Here is a 19294-nt window from a genome sequence, read left to right as displayed (position 1 = left end):
TTATATCTTTGTAGAGCGGCACCAGCCCTCAACCTGCCTGGATGATATTGTTGCCAAGCTGTATCTAGTGGCCCCGCCCCCTGTACAATGGCCGTTTTTTTAGCCCGCTCGGTGTACCTATGTCTGATACCAAACCGTCCGAATTGAAAAACGACCGCTTTCTCCGCGCCCTGTTGCGCCAGCCCGTGGATCGAACACCAGTGTGGATGATGCGCCAGGCGGGTCGCTACCTACCCGAGTACCGCGCCAGCCGCGCCGAGGCTGGTAGTTTTATGGATCTATGCCGTAATACCGAATTGGCGTGCGAGGTCACTCTGCAGCCGTTGGAACGCTACCCACTCGATGCGGCGATTTTATTCTCCGATATCCTCACCATCCCAGATGCTATGGGCCTTGGGCTCTATTTTGCCGAGGGCGAGGGCCCCAAATTCCATAAGCCGCTGCGCACTGCCGCTGATATTGAGGCATTGGAAGTGGTGAACAGCGAACGGGATCTGGACTATGTGATGAACGCTGTGTCCACCATTCGCCGCGAGCTAAATGGTCGTGTGCCGTTGATCGGTTTTTCCGGCAGCCCCTGGACACTGGCCACTTACATGATTGAGGGCGGCTCCAGCAAGGACTTTGCTCGCAGCAAGGAAATGCTCTACAACCGCCCCGAGCTGATGCACCAGCTGCTGACCGTACTCGCCGATTCGGTGACCGACTACCTGAATGCACAGATTCGCGCCGGTGCCCAGGCGGTACAAATTTTTGATACCTGGGGCGGCGCCTTGAGTCACAGCGCCTACCGCGAGTTCTCCCTGCAATATATGCAGCGTATTCTCAGCGGTCTGATCAAAGAAGCCGATGGCCGCCGGGTGCCCGCTATCCTGTTCACCAAAGGGGGTGGTCAGTGGTTGGAAGCGATGGCGGATACCGGTGCTGATGCTCTCGGGCTCGATTGGACCACTGATATCGGCAGTGCCCGTGCCCGTGTTGGGGATCGCGTTGCCCTGCAGGGTAATCTGGATCCTTCCGTACTCTACGCCAATCCTGAACGCATCCGCCAAGAAGTGGAAGCTGTGCTGCAGTCCTACGGCCAGGGTAGTGGCCATGTTTTCAACCTTGGCCACGGTATTACTCCGAAAGTAGATCCGGCCCATGCCGGCGCCATGATCGAGGCAGTGGTAGAGCTTTCCGCAAAATATCACGTCTAACTGTGGCAACTAGTGTCTGAGTCTGTGAATACAGTCTCACTTTGTATAGGTGCTCGCCAATATCTGTCCGTGATATAAATGTGCGCTTGCCCGAGGGGGCCCGGATTTAGAAACGGGGCCCTTGCTGAGGGCGGTCTCCAAGCATTTACTACAGTGGTCGGTACCTCCCCAAGTGGCACTCGAACAGGCAAAAATTTCCGTCGGTGATCTCCAGCGCGGCATGTTTGTGTCCAGGCTAGACAAACCCTGGACACAGACTCCATTCGCCCTGCAGGGCTTTTATATCCGCGATTTGGAGGAGATTCGCCAACTACAGAAGTACTGCCGCTTTGTTTATGTCGATGTGCACAAAACCGTAGGCAGTGCCGGTGTTACCTTGCGCCGTTTGATCGGCGCTAGTGGTGCAAGTGCTAAAGGGCATGGCCGAGCCGCCGTGCGCGTCACCATTCCCTGCCGCCCAGTTGCGGTCTCTCACAAGACTTACCCCCCCCCTCAGCCCGCCCAGCGCGAGGCAGGCAATGCGCGCAAGTTGCACGGCCAGATATTGCGCGGCATGGGTGAAGTTATGGGGTTGGTAGCGAGCAATCGACCACTGCCGGTGCCACAGATGAACCGGGTGGTAGAGGATCTGGTTGAGAGTGTGCTGCGCAGCCCGGATGCTTTCGCCTGGTTGGCGCGAGTGCGAGACAGGGATGAACATACTTACAGTCACTCGGTACGCGCCAGTATTTGGGCGGTGCTGTTTGGCCGGCATATCGGCTTGGCGCGACATGAGTTGTTGCAGCTTGGGGTGGCCACCCTGTTAAAGGATGTGGGCAAGTTATCGATTCCCGCAGAAGTGCTGCAGATGCCCAAGCGCGACCCGCGCAGCGAGCTGGAGTATCGTAAATTTGTGCAACACAGCGTGCAGATGCTATCGGCAGATGCCCAGGTCGACCCTCAGGTGATTGATATTGTGCGCGGTCATCGCGAGCGCCACGACGGCGGTGGTTATCCAGTTGGCTTGCGCGGTGACAAGATTCCCGTATTGGCGCGCATGTGCGGCATCGTTACTTTTTATGATGAAGCGACGAACCCCCGCGGCGCCAGCCAGCCCATAGCGCCTTCAAAGGCCGTGGCCGAACTCTATGACCTGCGTGGCATTGCCTACCAGGAACAGCTGGTCGTCGAATTTATTCAGGCGATAGGACTCTACCCCACCGGTACCCAGGTAGAGCTCTCCAGTGGCGAAGTGGGTGTAGTGGTGGAGCAGACCTATGACCGGCGTTTGCGCCCCAAGGTGATGATTGTTCTGGATGCACACAAGCGCCAGCTGAGTAAACCGCGCCTGTTTGACCTGGCGGCTGCCGAGGATCGTGCAGAAAAGCTGATTGAGCGTGGCAAGATGCGCCCGGAGGAAAAGATCAGCATAGTGCGGGATATAGAGCCGGGGGCTTATCCGGAGGTGAATACCTCGGCGGTGCGGGATGATTACCTTTTCAATAGTGGTGGGCAGCTGTCCCGCTTTTTCTCGCGCCTGGCGAGATAGTTTATTCCCGGGGGAAGCCTTGAGAGCGGCGTAACTTACCGCTCTCCCGAAGAATCAGCCGGCGTCAGCTATCATGCTGCCGAAATACTCACCCATACGCACAGGGGTTTCCGCCTCAAGGCTGTCCAGCCAGCGCACTTGATCCGCCCCAAACAACATGACGACTGTGGAGCCCAATTTAAACCGACCCATCTCCTCGCCTTTTCGCAGGTGAATTGGTGCATTCTCAAGATAGTTGGTGGTGCGCACATCGCGAGTATGGGGCGCCACCTGGCCCGCCCAAACAGTCTCGATTCCGGCAACGATCATGGCACCAACCAAAATCATGGCCATGGGTCCGGCTTCAGTATCGAATACACACACCAGGCGCTCGTTGCGGGCGAACAGACGCGGTACGTTTTCGGCGGTTACGGTGTTGACCGAGAACAGCTGGCCCGGCACATAAGTCATGCTGCGCAGGGTGCCGTCGATAGGCATATGTACCCGGTGGTAATCCTTGGGTGACAGGTACACGGTGGCGAAGTGGCCATCGTCAAACTGGGCCGCCAATTCCGGATCACCACCCACCAATTCCAGCAAGCTGTAGTCGTGCCCCTTGGCCTGGAACACACGGCCATTGTGGATAGCACCGAGCTGACTGATGGCACCATCTGCGGGACAGGCCAGGCTACCCTCGCTACTGACAATCGGCCGTGCGCCCTCTTTGAGTTCACGGGTAAAAAAGTCGTTGAAGGTACGATAGGCGGTGCAATCGGTCTCTTTGGCCTCCTGCATATCGACACCGTACTTTTCGACAAACCAGCGGGTGAAAGGGTCTTTGATCGACTTGATTTCGGTGTTCGCCAGCCAGCCCGCAGCGCGGGAAAGAGCGTGTTGCGGAGTCAGGTATTGCAGGGTGGTAAAGAGTTTTGGATTCATACGGGTACAACATTTTCCGGTAATACTTACTGTTCGACGGGCGTATTGGGCAGGTTGCCCCACTCACTCCAGGAGCCTGGGTAGGCGCGAATATCAAAACCCAGGGACTTACCCACCAACCAGGTAAAACCAGAGCGGTGATGACTTTGGCAGTGGGTGACGATTTTATGTTTTTCATTGATGCCGAGCTTGGCGAGTAGCTCGCGCGCATCGGTGCGGATACGCAGGTCGCGCTGAGGGTCCATCAGCTGGGTCCACTCGCAGTTGATTGCGCCGGGAATATGACCGCCCTTGGTAGCCAAGACCCTTTCTCCACTGTACTCCTGGGGGGAACGGGCATCCCAAACGAGGAAGTCGGGGTTGCCAAGATGCTCCTGGATTTCTCGGGCACTCATGGCAGCATCGGTATCGATCGAGACTTCGATATCGCTTGGGGTAGCCTGTGGTTCTTCAGTGGTCAGTGGTAACCCGGCACCGCGCCAAGCGTGCATACCACCGTTTAAGTAGCTGTAATTGCGGTGGCCAATACTCTCCAGGGTCCACAGGAGGCGTCCAGCCCAGCCGCCGCCTTCATCATCACAGGCCACTACATGGGTTTCCGGGCGCAGGCCAATAGCGCGAAAAACTCGGGTCAGCTGCTCGGCGCTGGGGAGTTTACCCGGCGCAGGGGCAGTACCCGCCATCAGTGCCTGAAATGGTAGGTGCAGGGCGCCGGGGATGTGTCCGTTCAAGTAATTTTGCAGGGAGCTGAGGTCGACAACCAATAGCTCTTCATGCTCCAGCTCGGCGGCGAGCTCTTCCGCCTCAATAATCAGGTTCAAAATTTATTCTCCGATTCCAGGCTGTTGCGCAGGTGTAAAAAGCTGTTCATACGGCGCTCACTGATGTCGCCGTTGGCCAGTGCTTCGTGAATGGCACAGCCGGGTTCGCCCTGATGGTTGCAGTCGCGAAAGCGGCAGTGGCCGATAAAGGGGCGGAATTCCACAAACCCTTCCAGTAGCGCGGCCTCCTCCATATGCCAGAGGCCAAACTCGCGGATGCCGGGAGAGTCTATCAGATCGCCTCCGCTGGGCAGGTGAAACAGTTCCGCTGCGGTGGTGGTGTGGGTGCCCTTCAGGGTTGCCTCGGACAGGGCGCCGGTACGGGCGCCGGCACTCGGTAGCAGGGCGTTGACCAGTGAAGATTTACCCACGCCGGACTGCCCGACAAAGACGCTGCTGCCCTTGGCCAGGGTCTCGAGTAGGTGTGGCAGGCCCTCGCCGGTTTTAGTGGAAAGGCGCAGTACTGGGTAGCCGAGGTCGGGGTAGGGGGCCAGTAGGGTATCCAGTGCCTGGCGGTTGCCATCGTCGATCAGGTCGATCTTGTTCAGCAGCAGGATTGGCGCTATACCGGTGGTCTCTGCGGCGACCAGGTAGCGGTCGATGGCATTAGCGAAGGGCTCCGGGTAGGGGGCTATAACAATCACAATGCGATTGATATTGGCTGCTACGGTTTTCAGGTCGCCGTAGCGATCAGGGCGCTGCAGCTCTGTGTTGCGCGGCAACCGCGCACCCACAACTCCATAGCCGCCATCACTATCACTAGTGGCGGGACGCCAGGCGACGCGATCGCCGGTTACCAGGGTATCGATATTGGCACGCATGTGGCAGCGCTGGCGCAGGGAAGCATCGCTCTCACTTTCCACCAAAATTTGGGTGCCATAGTTGGCGATGACAAGACCGGTCTGTTCCTGGCCCAGTTGACCGTCGTCCAGAGCTTGTTCTGCGGACTCTTCGCGCTTGCGCGCGCGGGCCTCGCGCTCCTGCTGGATCTTGGCGACGCGCCACTGTTGGCGGCGGTTTAATTTGCGTTTACTCATGCACTGGCACCTGGAGATTAGCGGCGGATTATAGCCATTGCCGGGTAGTTGCGGTAACTTGCGCGGAAAGTTTGAGGAGACCCGCTGTGGATCAGAACAACCTGATCTGGATAGATCTGGAGATGACCGGCCTCGATCCGGAAAAAGAGCGCATTATCGAAATCGCCACCATTGTGACCGATTCGCGGCTGAATGTGCTCGCCGAAGGCCCGGCGATGGTGATTCACCAGAGCAAAGCCCTGCTGGATGCCATGGATGACTGGAATACCGAGCAACACGGCGGTTCTGGTTTGGTGGCAAAGGTAAAGGAGTCGAATATATCCGAGCGGGAAGCGGAGCGAGAGACCCTGGAGTTCCTGCGCCACTGGGTGCCGGAGGGTGCCTCGCCCATGTGTGGTAACTCTATCGGTCAGGACCGTCGCTTCTTGGTCAAATATATGCCGCAGCTGGAATCTTACTTCCACTACCGCAATCTGGATGTGAGTTCGGTGAAAGAGCTGGCCAGGCGCTGGCGTCCGGATGTGTTGGATGGGGTGAAAAAACACAGCAGCCATTTGGCTCTAGACGACATTCGCGATTCCATCGAAGAGTTGCGTCACTACCGCGAGACCTTCTTTCGCCTCAGTTAAGCTTCCGACTTAGCGGAGCACTCGGCCGATTAGAGCCTCTTTTCTGCGTCTCGATAAGGGGCTCAGGTTACGCGTTTGATCTTGCGTTTGCGTTTGCGTCCACTGCGTAGCCGCGCCAGGGCCCAATCGATATGCTCCAGCACCAGAGGCGTGGCCGTTTGCCGCGATTGTTCCAGGCTTTCGAATACCTCCTCGCTGGCCGCGCCATTGCCGAGCGCTACCGCCAGGTTGCGCTGCCAGCGCTCATAGCCGATACGGCGGATTGGCGAGCCCTCGGTCTTGCGCAAAAACTCCTCCTCGCTCCAGTTGAACAGCGCCAGCAGCTCGCCGTTGTCGAGGCCGTGGCGCGGGTGGAAATCCTGCTCTGCGGTGGGTTTGGCGAACTTGTTCCAGGGGCAGATTGTCTGGCAATCGTCGCAGCCGAAAACCCGGTTGCCGATTGGCTCGCGGAATTCCTCCGGAATCGGCCCCTTGTTTTCGATGGTTAGGTAAGAGATACAGCGCCCGGCATCTAAGGTGCGCGGGCCGATAAAGGCATCGGTTGGGCAGACTTTAAGGCAGGCCACGCAATCGCCGCACTCGTCGGCAAAATCTCCCTCATCGACAGGCAAGGGCAGATTGGTATAGATCTCGCCGAGGAAGAAAAAAGAGCCAGCTTTGGAATTGATCAGCAGGCAGTTCTTGCCGACCCAGCCGAGGCCGGCCTTGCGCGCCAGAGCGCGTTCCATTACCGGTGCGCTGTCGGTAAAGGCGCGACCCTTGGAATCGATACCCTGTTCGGCACAGAAGGCATCGATCTTCTTGGCCAGGCTGGCCAGGCGCTTGCGAATCAGCTTGTGGTAGTCGCGACCATTGGCGTAACGGGAGACATAGGCCTTACTGGAATCCTTGAGCACTTTGATCGGCTGGGTATCCGGTGGCAGGTAGTCCAGGCGCACACTGATGGCGCGCACGGTTCCCTCTTCCAGTAGTGCCGGGCGCCAGCGCTTTTCCCCGTGGGCGCCCATCCACTCCATATCCGCGTGGTAGCCCTTATCGATCCAAGCGCGCAGGCGCTCACCGTCCTCCTCCAGCTGGCAGTCGGTGATACCAACTTGCTGGAAGCCCAGCTCCCGTCCCCAGAGTTTGATAAGGTCGGCTAATTCGGCGAGCAGTGATTCGGTCATAGATAAAGCGGCTCGATATCCCATGCAAGCACAATGACTGGCCGGGGCGGTATACTTTGCTGTCAGTGCAAGTGCCAGCGATACAATTGCCCATTTTGCCACAGATGACATCTTCACCACATTGCGGGAGCCGCATGGATACGCCACAACCTTTGTACAGTGCCGAATCGGTACGGGAACTCGACCGACAAACAATCGCCGCGCTGGAAATTCCTTCGATACAGCTGATGAAGCGCGCGGCCCGCGCAGCTTTCACCCATTTGCGCGCCCGCTGGACGGATATCGGCCGCATCCAGGTATTTTGTGGCGGTGGCAACAACGGCGGTGATGGCTATGTGATTGCGGCTCTGGCCGCGCAGAAGAAGATACCGGTGACGGTGTTTGCCTGTAGCGACCCCGAACTCTTGAAGGGCGATGCCCGCGAGGCCCATGCCTACGCCGTTCGCGAAGGCGTTCAGGTGCTGACCTCCCTGACCGAGCTGGACAGTGCCGATGGTAACACCCTGATCGTGGATGCACTGCTGGGGACAGGGTTTAGCGGTGAGTTGCGTCAGGATGTTGCTCATGTCATTGAGCGAATTCGCAAGAGTCCCGGTCCGGTTTTTTCTGTGGATATTCCTTCGGGCCTGAGTGCCGATAGTGGCAGCGCTGATCTGGCCGTTCAGGCCGATATGACCGTGACCTTTATCGGTCGCAAGCTGGGCCTCTACTGTGGGCGTGGCCCGGCGCTTTGTGGCGAGGTGATCTTTGCCGATCTCGGCGCCCCCGCACCGGTTTATCAAGCAGTAGAGCCCCTGGCGCAACGGTTTGAGGGCTCCAGCCTGAGGCGCCTGCCCACGCGTGCTGCGGACAGCTACAAAAATATGTTTGGCCATATTCTGGTGGTTGGTGGCGACAGCGGTTTCGGTGGCGCAGCGCTGATGGCGGCGCAGTCCTCTGCACGCAGTGGTGCCGGTCTGATCTCCCTGGCAACCCGCCCGGAACACTTAACTGCCGCTTTGACCCGCTGCCCAGAGGTCATGGCCCATCCGGTTATTTCTGGCCAGGAACTGGAGCCACTTTTAGAGGGGCCCGATGTCATCGCAGTGGGCCCGGGTCTTGGCCGCTCTCCCTGGAGCGAACAGCTGCTGGCCCGCGCCGGCCGCGCTCAGGTGCCGTTGGTGGTGGATGCGGATGCACTGAATATCCTCGCCGCCGGGCGGGTACTCGCAGGTGTAAAACGCGATGATTGGGTGCTAACGCCCCATGTCGGCGAGGCGGCGCGCCTGCTCGGCTGCGATACCGCCGAGGTACTGGCAGATCCCCGCGCGGCGGCGGTGGCAGTTCAGCAGAAATTCAGTGGTGTGGTGATACTAAAAGGCGCCGGCACCCTGATTGCCCACGAAGGCGGTGTCGATCTGATCAACAGCGGTAATCCGGGTATGGCCTCGGGAGGCATGGGGGACCTGCTCACCGGAATAGTGGCGGCCTTGATCGGTCAGCACCTGCCTTTGGTAGATGCGGCGCGCCTGGCAGTTTGGCTGCATGGCGAAGCGGGTAACCGCGCCGCGGAGGGTGGTCAGCGCGGCTTACTGGCCACAGATTTATTGCCCTGGATTCGACGGTTGGTGGACTGATAGTGAGTGAACTGAAATTGCATTTAGCGGACGAAGAGGCAACGGTGGCAGGCGGCGAAGCGCTGGGCCGCGCCTGCCTGGCCAGTGGTCTCCAGCAGGGGCTCACTCTGTACCTGAATGGCCAATTGGGTGCCGGCAAGACCACCTTTTGTCGCGGCGTGCTTAGAGCCTTTGGGCATCAGGGTGCGGTGAAGAGCCCCACTTACACCCTGGTTGAGCCCTACGAACTTGGACCCCAGCGGGTATATCACTTCGACCTATATCGCCTGGGAGATGCCGAAGAGTTGGAGTTTATGGGGGTGCGGGACTACTTCGCCACGCATAGCCTGAGCCTGGTGGAATGGCCGGAACGTGGCGCTGGCGTTTTACCTGAACCGGACTTGGAGTTGACTCTGCAAGTACCGGACAGCGGCCGCCAGCTGCTGTTGAATACCCATTCCAAACAGGGAGAAGCGGTACTCGATACTCTGGCAAAGATGCTAAATAAATAGCAATTGGCCTGGATTCAGGGATGTGTAAAAACAATAAGTGAAAGGGTTGGGAAGTAATGAGTAGGATGTGGCGCTCGCTGGTGGCCCTGGTAACTGGGCTGGTAATTGCACTGCCGCTGATGGCGGCTGAAGTGGAGGGCGTGCGCCTGTGGCGGGCGCCGGACCACACGCGCCTGGTCTTCGACTTGAGCGGCCCGGCGGAGCACAAGTTGTTCACCTTGAGCGGGCCGCACCGTGTTGTGGTGGATATTGCCGATACTCAGTTAAAGGCGCAGTTAGATACTCTGGATCTGAAGGGTACTCCCATCGCCCAAGTACGCCACGCCCGCCACAACAAGAAAGACCTGCGCGTTGTCCTCGATCTGAAGCAGCAGATCAATCCCCGCAGTTTTTCCTTGCGCCGTCATGAAGTACTGCCGGATCGCCTGGTGCTTGATCTTTACGACAAAGTGGAAAATCAAGAGAAGACCCTGCAGCAGGTAAGCACTGAACGCGACATCGTTATTGCCGTGAATGCTGGTCACGGCGGTGAGGACCCGGGTGCACTGGGTCCCAGAGGTCTGCGCGAGAAGGATGTGGTGCTGGCTATTGCGCGAAAACTACACAAAGAACTCGATCGCGAGCGGGGTTTCAGCGCGAAATTGGTCAGAACCGGTGATTACTTTATTCCCCTGCGCCAGAGGGTGAAGAAGGGGCGCAAAATGCGCGCGGATCTGTACATTTCGATTCACGCCGATGCCTTTACCCGCAAGGAGGCCCGTGGTGCCGGTGTCTATGCCGTTTCCTCGCGTGGCGCTACCAGTGAGACTGCACGTTTCCTGGCCCAGCGGGAAAATGAATCCGATCTGATAGGCGGTGCCGGTGACTTGAGCCTGGATGACAAGGATGACACCCTGGCTGGGGTATTACTGGATTTGTCGATGACCGCCACCATGAATGCCAGCCTGGATATTGGCGCCAGTGTACTGAATTCACTGGCCAGCTTTACACACTTGCACAAAAAGAAAGTGGAGCAGGCGAATTTTTCGGAGTTGCGCAACCCGGATGTACCCTCAATTTTGGTGGAAACGGGCTTTATCACTAATCCCTACGAGTCACGGCGATTGAGTGATCCCAAGTTTCAGCAGCGTATGGCAGAAAAGCTCAGTGAGGGTATAGTGGCTTACTTTCGCGCTAACCCTCCGGCGGGTACCTGGCTGGCAGCCAACAAGCCTGCCAAGTCGCGCCGCCACGTGATTAGCCGCGGCGAGACACTGTCCGGAATTGCCGCGCGTTACCGGATTTCCGTGGCCTCCCTGAAGAAAGCCAACGGTATTAAAAGCTCAGTGATCCGCGTGGGGCAGACTCTGAGTATCCCCTCGGGTTAGCCGCAAAGTTACCGCCTTATCGGCCCTTCAAATTAGCGTTAACAAGACAGAGTTATGCACGAACGTATCCAGCAATTATCTCCGCGTCTCGCCAACCAGATCGCTGCCGGTGAGGTGGTCGAACGCCCCGCCTCTGTAATCAAGGAGCTGCTGGAAAACAGTTTGGATGCTGGCGCCACGCGGCTGGAAGTGGATATCGATAATGGCGGTATCAAGCGCATGAAAGTGCGGGATAACGGCAAGGGTATCGAGAAAGAGGACTTGCCCATGGCGTTGGCGCGTCATGCCACATCGAAAATCCATGTGCTGGAAGATCTGGAAGCGGTGGCCACCCTGGGTTTCCGTGGTGAGGCCCTGGCCAGTATTTCCTCTGTCGCGCGATTGAATCTGATCAGTAGCCGCGATGAGAGCGGCAAGGGCTGGCAAGTGAGTGCCGAGGGCCGTGATATGCAGGCGCAGCTGGCCCCAGCGGCCCACCCCCGCGGCACCACCGTGGATGTGCGTGATCTATTTTTCAATACGCCGGCGAGGCGTAAGTTTCTGCGCACCGAGAAGACTGAATTTAACCGTATCGACGACACCATCAAGCGCCTTGCTCTGTCCCGCTTCGATGTGTCTATCACTCTGCGCCACAACGGCAAGGGCGTGCATAACCTGCGTGCAGGCAGCGGCCGCGTGGAGATGGAGCGCCGTGTGGCGCAGGTATGCGGTCCGGCTTTTATGCAGAACGCCCTGCATATCGATGTGGAGCGCAGTGGTTTGCGCCTATGGGGTTGGGTGGCCGAGCCGGCTTTCTCCCGCTCCCAGGCCGATCTGCAATTCTTTTACGTCAATGGGCGTGCTATCCGCGATAAGGTGGTGAGTCATGCGGTGCGCCGTGCCTTTGCGGATGTGCTCTATCACGGCCGCCATCCGGCGTTTGTGCTCTATCTGGAGCTGGACCCGGCATCGGTAGATGTAAATGTACACCCAACCAAGCACGAGGTGCGTTTCCGCGATGGTCGCTTGGTACACGACTTTTTGTTTGGCAGTTTGCATCGGGCTCTGGCGGATGTGCGCCCAGGGCAGAAAGATGAGCAAGCTGAAGAGGCTGATGGGCAAGAAAATGGTGCTGCTGAAAGAGTCAGTGGTATTCAGGCAGGAGAGTTTTCCGGCCAACAAAAAATGCCGCTCTCCAATCGCCCCTCACCGGCGAGCTTACAGCAGCAAATGAATGCCTACGGTGCCTTGCATCAACCCTATCGGGAGCCGGCGGCTGTTGCTGAGCCTGCGGTACCTTCTCCAGATGCGCTTCCGGCTGGCGCTCCTGTTGCACCAATGGCTGCGCAGGCACCCACGATTAACGAGAGTGCTAATGGAGAAGATGTTCCGCCGTTGGGTTTTGCCATCGCTCAGCTGCATGGCATATATATCCTCGCGCAGAACGAGCAGGGCATGATCGTGGTGGACATGCATGCCGCCCACGAGCGTATTGTCTATGAACAGATGAAAGTGGCCCATGCTGCGGGCGGTATTCAGGCACAGCCATTGCTGGTACCAGTGAGCCTGGCGGTCAGCCAGCGCGAGGCGGATTGCTTCGAGGAGCGCAGCGAAGTATTTACGGCTCTCGGATTCGTGCTACAGCGCGCAGGCCCGGAAACTCTACTGGTACGGCAGGTGCCGACCATGTTGCACGGTGCTCAGGTGGAGCAGCTGGTGCGCGATGTATTGTCAGATTTACTTGGGCAGGGTGACAGCGAGCGTATAGGCGAGCAAATCAACGAAGTGCTCGCCACCATGGCCTGTCACGGGTCTGTACGTGCCAACCGCCGCTTGACGATTCCGGAAATGAACGCGCTGCTGCGGGATATGGAACGCACTGAGCGCAGCGGCCAGTGCAATCACGGCCGTCCGACCTGGACCCAGGTTAAACTGGCGGATATGGATAAGTGGTTTATGCGCGGTCAATAATCGCGTTTTGGAAGTAGGTGGTGATTTGAGCGAGCGCACTCTGGACGATAAACCCCGCGCAATTTTTTTGATGGGTCCCACGGCATCGGGCAAGACGGATTTGGCCATGGCTTTGGCCGATCGCCTGCCGGTGGAATTAATTAGTGTGGATTCGGCTCTCGTTTATCGGGGTCTCGACGTGGGCTCGGCCAAGCCCAGCGCGGAGGAGCTAGCCCGCTATCCCCATCGCTTGATCGATATCTGTGATCCCAGCGAGTCTTTTTCTGCCGGCCGATTTCGCAAAGATGCTCTCGAAGCTATGGACGAAATCAGCGCAGCCGGTAAGATCCCTTTACTGGTTGGCGGAACTATGTTGTATTTCCGTGCTCTCCTGGAAGGAATGGCAAAGTTGCCAGAGGCCGACCTGAAGTTGCGCGCTGAGATTGAAGTGCGTGCCGAACGTGAAGGCTGGCCGGCATTGCATGCGGAACTCGCACAAGTCGACCCGCAATTAGCCGCGGAACTGCACCCCAATCACTCAGTGCGCATCGAGCGGGGACTGGAGGTTTATCGGATTACCGGTGTGCCTCTTTCCCAGTTGCGTCGAGAACAATCTGGTGGCGGGGTACAGGAACGCTACCACTTGACTCAGCTGGCGATTATGCCCCGGGACAGGTCGCTGTTACATCGGCGTATCGAACTGCGCTTTAAGCGGATGCTCGAAGCTGGGTTTGTGCAGGAAGTGCGCGGTTTATTTGATCGTGGCGATCTGCATGAGGATCTACCGGCGATTCGTGCGGTGGGCTATCGTCAAGTGTGGCAGTATCTGGAAGGGCACTGCGATTATGATGAGATGGTTGCTGCGGGAATTGCGGCCACCCGCCAGTTGGCCAAGCGACAGCTGACGTGGTTGCGGCGCTGGCCCGAGTTGGAAATTTTGTACACTCAGGACAGCGAGGGCAGGGTGCGTGAGAATGATGAAATATTGGCCGAAGCCTTGAAATTTCTCGCTTGAGCATCCATAACGTGGTTGGGCTATAAAACGACAAGCTCAGTCAGTCAGTTTTCACAGGGTCGGCCTTTTCCGGCTCGCAACTACACTACTTATTACGCGTATTCGACCTCAGTCGTTTTTTGATCCGCGCACTTCGCGGATACGATTGCGGCCTGCATACCGCATTCAGCTTTTTGACAAGGAGAAAAAAGATGTCAAAAGGGCACAGCTTACAAGACCCTTACCTCAACGTATTGCGCAAAGAGCGTATCCCGGTTTCTATCTATCTGGTAAACGGCATCAAGCTCCAAGGGCAAATTGAATCTTTCGACCAGTTTGTGGTGTTGCTGAAAAATACCGTCAGCCAAATGGTTTACAAGCACGCTATTTCCACTGTTGTACCGTCCCGCGCAGTGCGCGTTCCCCTGTTGAACCCAGCCGCACAGCATGGCGGCGAGGGCAATGGTGAAGGCGGTGAGCGCGAATCTTTCAGCTGATTGAGTTGCGCTTAACGAGACTCGCGCCCCGTTACCGGGGCGCAAGCAGCCGAGTGAATCCGGAGTTGGACTTGCGGCTGCCATTTCAATCTAGGGAGTCAGATAGGCGCCCATTTCCTCATATAGAGATTTCCCATTGTTTTTCGATCGACCGGAATCTGGTGAACTGGCAGTACTGGTACACCTTGAACTCTCCGCTATAGACAGCCCCGATGATCCTCGCGAATTTGAGGAGCTGGCCCTCTCTGCCGGAGCCGATCCGGTCAGTTTTATTTTTGGACAACGTGCCACTCCAGACCCTAAAACCTTTGTTGGTCGAGGTAAGCTGGAAGAGATTCGCCAGGAAGTGAAAGAGCAGGGTGCCGAGCTGGTGATCTTTGATCACACCCTCTCACCCAGCCAAGAGCGCAATATTGAGCGTGAACTCAAGTGCCGGGTGCTGGATCGCACCGGCCTGATCCTGGATATCTTCGCCCAGCGCGCGCGTACTCATGAAGGTAAATTGCAGGTGGAGCTGGCACAGTTGCGCCATATGACCACCCGCCTAGTGCGAGGATGGACCCACCTGGAACGGCAGAAAGGCGGTATCGGTTTGCGCGGACCGGGCGAGACCCAGCTGGAAACGGATCGGCGTTTATTGCGCGCGCGTATCGATTCCATTGAGAAGCGCCTGGAAAAAGTTCGCCGTCAGCGAGAGCAGGGCCGGCGTGCGCGCTCCCGTGCCGAAGTGGCTACGGTTTCCCTGGTGGGTTACACGAACGCCGGTAAGTCGACACTGTTTAACAGGCTTACTGATGCCGACGTGTATGTGCGCGATCAACTGTTCGCGACCCTAGACCCTACTATGCGAAGGGTTGAATTACCCAATGTCGGCGCCATGATCCTTGCTGATACGGTAGGTTTTGTTTCGCACCTGCCACACAAACTGGTGGAGGCGTTCCGCGCGACCCTGGAAGAGGCTGCGCAGGCAACGCTGCTTCTACATGTGGTGGATGCCGCCGCGGAAGATCGTCTGCACCTGATGGAAGAGGTTCAGACCGTACTGGAAGAAATTGGTGCTGCGGATATCCCGCAGCTGCTGGTGTACAACAAAATCGACCTGCTCGCCGACAGTGAGCCCCGCATTGACCGCGATGAAGAGGGGGTACCGCGTGCGGTTTGGCTCTCTGCGGTGACCGGTGCTGGTTGTGACCTGCTGGTGGAGGCGATTGCAGAGCGCCTGGGAGAGCAGATGGTACAGGGGCTGCTGGTGGTAAAACCACAGCAATCCCGCCTGCGCGCACAGCTCTACCAGATCAACGCGGTGCAGAGCGAACACTATCGGGATAATGGCGATTGCGAATTGCAGTTATTGCTTCCGCGCAGTGATTTCCAGCGTTTACTGGCCCCATTTACAGATGGTGGTGAAGAGCCGGAGTGGCTGCCAAAAGAGGCACTTCCCGATGATAATGAGGCGCAAGAACACTAGCGCCAGCACATTTTCGTGTGGCCGATGCGGCCCCAATTGCGACAAACTTGCCTTCAGCAGAGGTCTGGCGGCAATATTTTGCCGGCGGGGAATGCTAGAATCCGCCGGAGTCAAAGCTTAAATGATCAGAGTTGGAGTAATTTAGATGGCCTGGAATGAACCGGGTGGTAACAACGGCAAAGACCCTTGGGGTGGCGGCGGTGGTAACCGCAATAACGATGGCCCACCGGATCTCGACGAGCTGTTCCGCAAAGTCCAGCAGAAACTCGGCGGATTGTTTGGCGGTAGCCCAAGCACCGGAACGGGTAAGTTCCCATGGATGCTGGTGATTGTTATCGCGGTATTAATTTATGCGGGACTCGGTATTTATCAGGTCAACGCCAACGAACAGGCGGTGGTTTTACGCCTTGGTAAATACCACTCGACCGAATCGGCCGGCCTGCACTGGAATCCACCGTTGATAGACAGTGTAACCAAGGTCAATATGACTGAGGTGCGTACCGAGCGCACCACCGGACAGATGCTGACCGAAGATGCCAATATCGTTGAAGTGGTATTGACCGTGCAATGGCAGGTAAGTGATGCGGAGTCTTTTGTACTGCGTGTACGCGAACCTGTGAAGAGTCTACAGGAGGCCACTGACAGTGCCCTGCGCCACGTAGTGGGCTCTCTCACTCTGAACGGTGTGATTTCGCAAAACCGGACCCAAGTATCCACCGACACCCAACAGCGCCTGCAGGAGTACCTCGATTTGTACCAGACGGGTATCCGCATTGATGTGGTGAACTTGACTGACGCCAAGGCGCCCCGCGAAGTGCAGGATGCCTTTGACGATGTAACCAAGGCTCGCGAGGATGAGGTGCGTCTGCAAAATGAAGCCCAGGCCTACGCCAACCAAGTGATTCCGGTTGCCCGCGGTCAGGCACAGCGAATTATCGAAGAGGCCGAGGGCTACAAGGCACGCGTTGTAGAGAGTGCCCGCGGTGAGGCGGTGCGCTTCGAGAAACTGCTGTCCGAATACGAGCGCGCGCCGGAAGTGACCCGCGAACGCCTATACCTGGATGCGGTGCAGGATGTGATGTCTAACACCTCCAAGGTGATGGTTGATGTCGAGGGTGGCAACAACATGATGTACCTACCGCTGGATAAGCTGACGCAAGAGAGCACATCCCAGGCTGTCCAACGTAAAGACACCTCCCCGATCGTAATCGAAGAGGTCTACCAGCGTATCGTCGAGCGCCTGCGCCAGGATGCCGCCAGCAGCCGCCGCAGCCAGACTGTTCGCTAGGAGGTGATGGAATGAACAACAAATCTTTGGGAATTATTGTTGCACTGCTGCTTGTCGTCCTGTTGGTTTCCTCCAGCGCCTTCGTGGTGAAGGAAACGGAAAAGGCCGTGTTGCTGCGCTTTGGTGAGCTGGTGCGCACCTATACCGAGCCGGGTCTCTACTTCAAGATTCCGTTTGCGGAGAAGCTGCGCAAGTTTGATGCTCGTATCCAAACTGTGGATTCAAGCCCGGTGCGTATGCTCAATAGCGAAAACAAGTTCATGATGGTGGACTCGTACGCTAAATACCGTATCTCGGATGTGAGTAAGTTCTACATTGCTACCCGTGGCGATGAGCGCAATGCGGTGCGTCTACTGTCTGAGCGGATCAACGATCAGCTGCGTAACCAGTTCGGTGTGCGTGACCTGCATGAGGTAGTCAGTGGTGAGCGCGATGAGCTGATGGCGGAGATCACCAAAAACCTGAATAAGGTTGCTCAGGGCGACTTGGGTGTGGAGGTGATCGATGTGCGCGTCAAGCGCATCGACCTGCCACCAGAAGTCTCCGAGTCCGTGTTCCAGCGTATGCGTGCAGGCCGTGAGCTGGAGGCAAGGGATCACCGAGCCAAAGGCCAGGAGGCCAGTGAGCGGATCAAAGCCAATGCCGATCGCCAAAAGGTGGTGATTGAGTCCGAGGCCTACCGCCAGGCCGAAGAACTGCGTGGTGCTGGGGATGCGGAGGCGGCATCGATTTATGCCGCAGCCTATACCAAGAACCCCGAGTTCTACCGCTTCACGCGCAGCCTGCAGGCTTATAGGGAATCTTTCCGCAGCAAATCCGATATGTTGCTGGTGGATCCGGATAGTGAGTTTTTCCGCTATCTGAAGGACCCTAAAGGGCAATAAACCAACTTGCGGGGCAAATGGCAGCGGATTATCCCTAACCCCCAGCTGTTTGCCCGAGGTCGTGGCTGTCCTTGCGACAGCCCTACCTTCCTGCCGGCAGTTGGTGCTAAAATCACGCAAACCGGGCCTCGCCCGGTTTTTTTGTGGAAGCCGACGCGCCTCATTAACTCTGAAAAGTCCGTTTCACCATGACTCAAGCCGATCGTTGGATGCTGCCGGATGGCATCGCGGAGATTTTGCCCGCGGGAGCTGTTCAAGTTGAAACCCTGCGCCGCCGACTGTTGGACCTCTACCATTGCTGGGGGTACGAGTTGGTGATACCGCCAATGTTGGAATTCACCGAGTCCCTGCTGGTTGGTATGGGGCGTGATCTCGACCTGAGCACCTTCAAGGTCACAGACCAGATTTCCGGCCGCACACTCGGTATTCGCGCCGATATTACCCCGCAGACCGCGCGTATCGATGCGCATAGTTTTCCTCGTGCGGGGGCTAACCGCCTGTGCTACGCGGGCCAGGTCCTGCACACCCGGCCACGTACCGCGATGGGCTCGCGTGCGCCGATCCAGATAGGTGCGGAATTGTTTGGCGTGGACAGCCTCAGCGGAGATATCGAAGTGATCTCCCTGATGCTGGAGAGCCTGCAGGTTGCCGGGGTAGAAGATATTTATTTGGACCTCGGCCACGTAGCGATTTACCGAAGTCTCGCCGAGGCAGCCGGGCTCGGTGACAGTGAGCGTGAAGAACTTTCCGCGCTGCTGCAGAACAAGGCCAGTGCCGATGTTTACAGCTGGGTGTCTGAGAATATTAGTGATTCACAGGTATCGGGCTGGCTGCAAGCTCTCCCCAGTCTTGCCGGCGGGCTCGACTGCCTGGAACGAGCCGCCACTCAGTTGGCGGGAGCGCCGCAGGCTCTGTTGGATGCTTTGTCTGATCTGCAGCAGGTCGCCGAGGCTCTGGGGCAGCGCTACCCGGCGGTGACCCTGTTCTTCGATTTGAGTGAAGTGCGTGGATACGACTATGAAACCGGCTTGGTATTCGCCGCTTACACACCGGGCCACGGGCAGGCACTCGCCAATGGTGGCCGCTACAACGGTATCGGTGCAGTATTTGGCCGGGACCGCCCGGCAACGGGCTTTAGTAGTGATTTAGTGGCTCTCAACACGCTGGGTACCAGCGCGATACCCGCTGAGGGCGCCATACTCGCGCCGGAGGTAAGTGGTCCCCAGGGCGCCGGGCTGTGGCGCGCAATTGATGAGCTGCGCGAGCGGGGAGAGGTGGTCATTGCCACTCTTTCCGATAGTGCAGAGAGCGATCTTCATTCGCGCTGTGATCGCGAGCTGGTATTCGAGGGCGACTCCTGGATGGTAAAGCCCCGGGATTGAACAAAGGCGGGCGCAGCGGATGTGCCAATAATGTGCCTATATTGGTGCGGTGAACCCCGCAAGATTCATTGATGTAGGGG

Annotated in this window: 17 protein-coding genes; 13 read left to right on the top strand and 4 right to left on the bottom strand. The window is 57.6% G+C overall.

Annotation, left to right across the window (positions count from 1 at the left end):
• The first annotated feature begins 119 nt into the window (after window positions 1–119).
• Both hemE and ACJJIT_RS18400 read left to right on the top strand, forming a co-directional pair.
• Window positions 120–1199, top strand: a complete 1080-nt coding sequence (gene hemE / locus ACJJIT_RS18405) for a uroporphyrinogen decarboxylase (protein ID WP_444887790.1) — start codon at window positions 120–122, stop codon at window positions 1197–1199.
• A 172-nt stretch (window positions 1200–1371) separates the two neighbouring features.
• Window positions 1372–2727, top strand: a complete 1356-nt coding sequence (locus ACJJIT_RS18400) for an HD-GYP domain-containing protein (protein ID WP_444899270.1) — start codon at window positions 1372–1374, stop codon at window positions 2725–2727.
• Window positions 2728–2781: 54 nt separating this feature from the next.
• Here ACJJIT_RS18400 and asd read toward each other — a convergent pair whose 3' ends face one another.
• The 3 genes from asd to rsgA are packed head-to-tail and all read right to left on the bottom strand — an operon-like array spanning window position 2782 to window position 5503.
• Complete coding sequence (gene asd / locus ACJJIT_RS18395; protein WP_252084197.1) at window positions 2782–3645, bottom strand: archaetidylserine decarboxylase; 864 nt, start codon at window positions 3643–3645, stop codon at window positions 2782–2784.
• A gap of 26 nt (window positions 3646–3671) precedes the next feature.
• Complete coding sequence (locus ACJJIT_RS18390) at window positions 3672–4466, bottom strand: sulfurtransferase (RefSeq protein ID WP_444899269.1); 795 nt, start codon at window positions 4464–4466, stop codon at window positions 3672–3674.
• On the bottom strand, window positions 4463–5503 hold the full coding sequence (gene rsgA, locus ACJJIT_RS18385) for a small ribosomal subunit biogenesis GTPase RsgA (protein ID WP_444899268.1): 1041 nt from the start codon (window positions 5501–5503) through the stop codon (window positions 4463–4465). The genes ACJJIT_RS18390 and rsgA overlap by 4 nt, the downstream gene beginning before the upstream one ends.
• 86 nt (window positions 5504–5589) lie before the next feature.
• Between rsgA and orn the strand changes: the two genes are divergently transcribed.
• The gene (gene orn, locus ACJJIT_RS18380) at window positions 5590–6132 is read left to right on the top strand and encodes an oligoribonuclease (RefSeq protein WP_444883459.1); all 543 of its coding nucleotides are present in this window, start codon (window positions 5590–5592) and stop codon (window positions 6130–6132) included.
• Window positions 6133–6194: 62 nt separating this feature from the next.
• Here orn and queG read toward each other — a convergent pair whose 3' ends face one another.
• Window positions 6195–7298, bottom strand: a complete 1104-nt coding sequence (queG, locus tag ACJJIT_RS18375; protein WP_252084201.1) for a tRNA epoxyqueuosine(34) reductase QueG — start codon at window positions 7296–7298, stop codon at window positions 6195–6197.
• Between the two features lie 134 nt (window positions 7299–7432).
• On the opposite strand from queG, the gene ACJJIT_RS18370 reads away from it, so the two are divergent.
• The 10 genes from ACJJIT_RS18370 to ACJJIT_RS18325 all read left to right on the top strand — a co-directional run bounded on the left by ACJJIT_RS18370 (window position 7433) and on the right by ACJJIT_RS18325 (window position 19214).
• Entirely contained in the window at window positions 7433–8914 is a 1482-nt protein-coding gene (locus tag ACJJIT_RS18370) for an NAD(P)H-hydrate dehydratase (RefSeq protein ID WP_444899267.1), read from the top strand.
• Between the two features lie 2 nt (window positions 8915–8916).
• Complete coding sequence (tsaE, locus tag ACJJIT_RS18365; protein ID WP_444887795.1) at window positions 8917–9405, top strand: tRNA (adenosine(37)-N6)-threonylcarbamoyltransferase complex ATPase subunit type 1 TsaE; 489 nt, start codon at window positions 8917–8919, stop codon at window positions 9403–9405.
• Between the two features lie 56 nt (window positions 9406–9461).
• Entirely contained in the window at window positions 9462–10772 is a 1311-nt protein-coding gene (locus tag ACJJIT_RS18360) for an N-acetylmuramoyl-L-alanine amidase (protein WP_252084204.1), read from the top strand.
• Between the two features lie 54 nt (window positions 10773–10826).
• Entirely contained in the window at window positions 10827–12722 is a 1896-nt protein-coding gene (gene mutL / locus ACJJIT_RS18355) for a DNA mismatch repair endonuclease MutL (protein ID WP_444899266.1), read from the top strand.
• 70 nt (window positions 12723–12792) lie between these two features.
• On the top strand, window positions 12793–13716 hold the full coding sequence (miaA, locus tag ACJJIT_RS18350; RefSeq protein ID WP_444900931.1) for a tRNA (adenosine(37)-N6)-dimethylallyltransferase MiaA: 924 nt from the start codon (window positions 12793–12795) through the stop codon (window positions 13714–13716).
• A gap of 191 nt (window positions 13717–13907) precedes the next feature.
• Window positions 13908–14192, top strand: coding sequence for an RNA chaperone Hfq (gene hfq, locus ACJJIT_RS18345; RefSeq protein ID WP_020413623.1), 285 nt, complete (start codon window positions 13908–13910; stop codon window positions 14190–14192).
• A 136-nt stretch (window positions 14193–14328) separates the two neighbouring features.
• Window positions 14329–15660 (top strand): ribosome rescue GTPase HflX, encoded by a 1332-nt coding sequence (gene hflX / locus ACJJIT_RS18340; protein WP_252084206.1) that lies wholly within the window; start codon window positions 14329–14331, stop codon window positions 15658–15660.
• 145 nt (window positions 15661–15805) lie between these two features.
• On the top strand, window positions 15806–16948 hold the full coding sequence (gene hflK / locus ACJJIT_RS18335; RefSeq protein ID WP_252084207.1) for an FtsH protease activity modulator HflK: 1143 nt from the start codon (window positions 15806–15808) through the stop codon (window positions 16946–16948).
• 11 nt (window positions 16949–16959) lie between these two features.
• A complete protein-coding gene (hflC, locus tag ACJJIT_RS18330) occupies window positions 16960–17832 on the top strand; it encodes a protease modulator HflC (RefSeq protein WP_252084208.1) in 873 nt (290 codons plus the stop codon).
• 188 nt (window positions 17833–18020) lie between these two features.
• Entirely contained in the window at window positions 18021–19214 is a 1194-nt protein-coding gene (locus ACJJIT_RS18325; RefSeq protein ID WP_444899265.1) for an ATP phosphoribosyltransferase regulatory subunit, read from the top strand.
• Window positions 19215–19294 lie beyond the last annotated feature (80 nt).

This window comes from Microbulbifer mixtoriginis (SeqCode), assembly GCF_052467515.1.
Note: the sequence above shows the minus strand (reverse complement) of the source record. Positions and strands in the feature narration are given on the sequence as shown.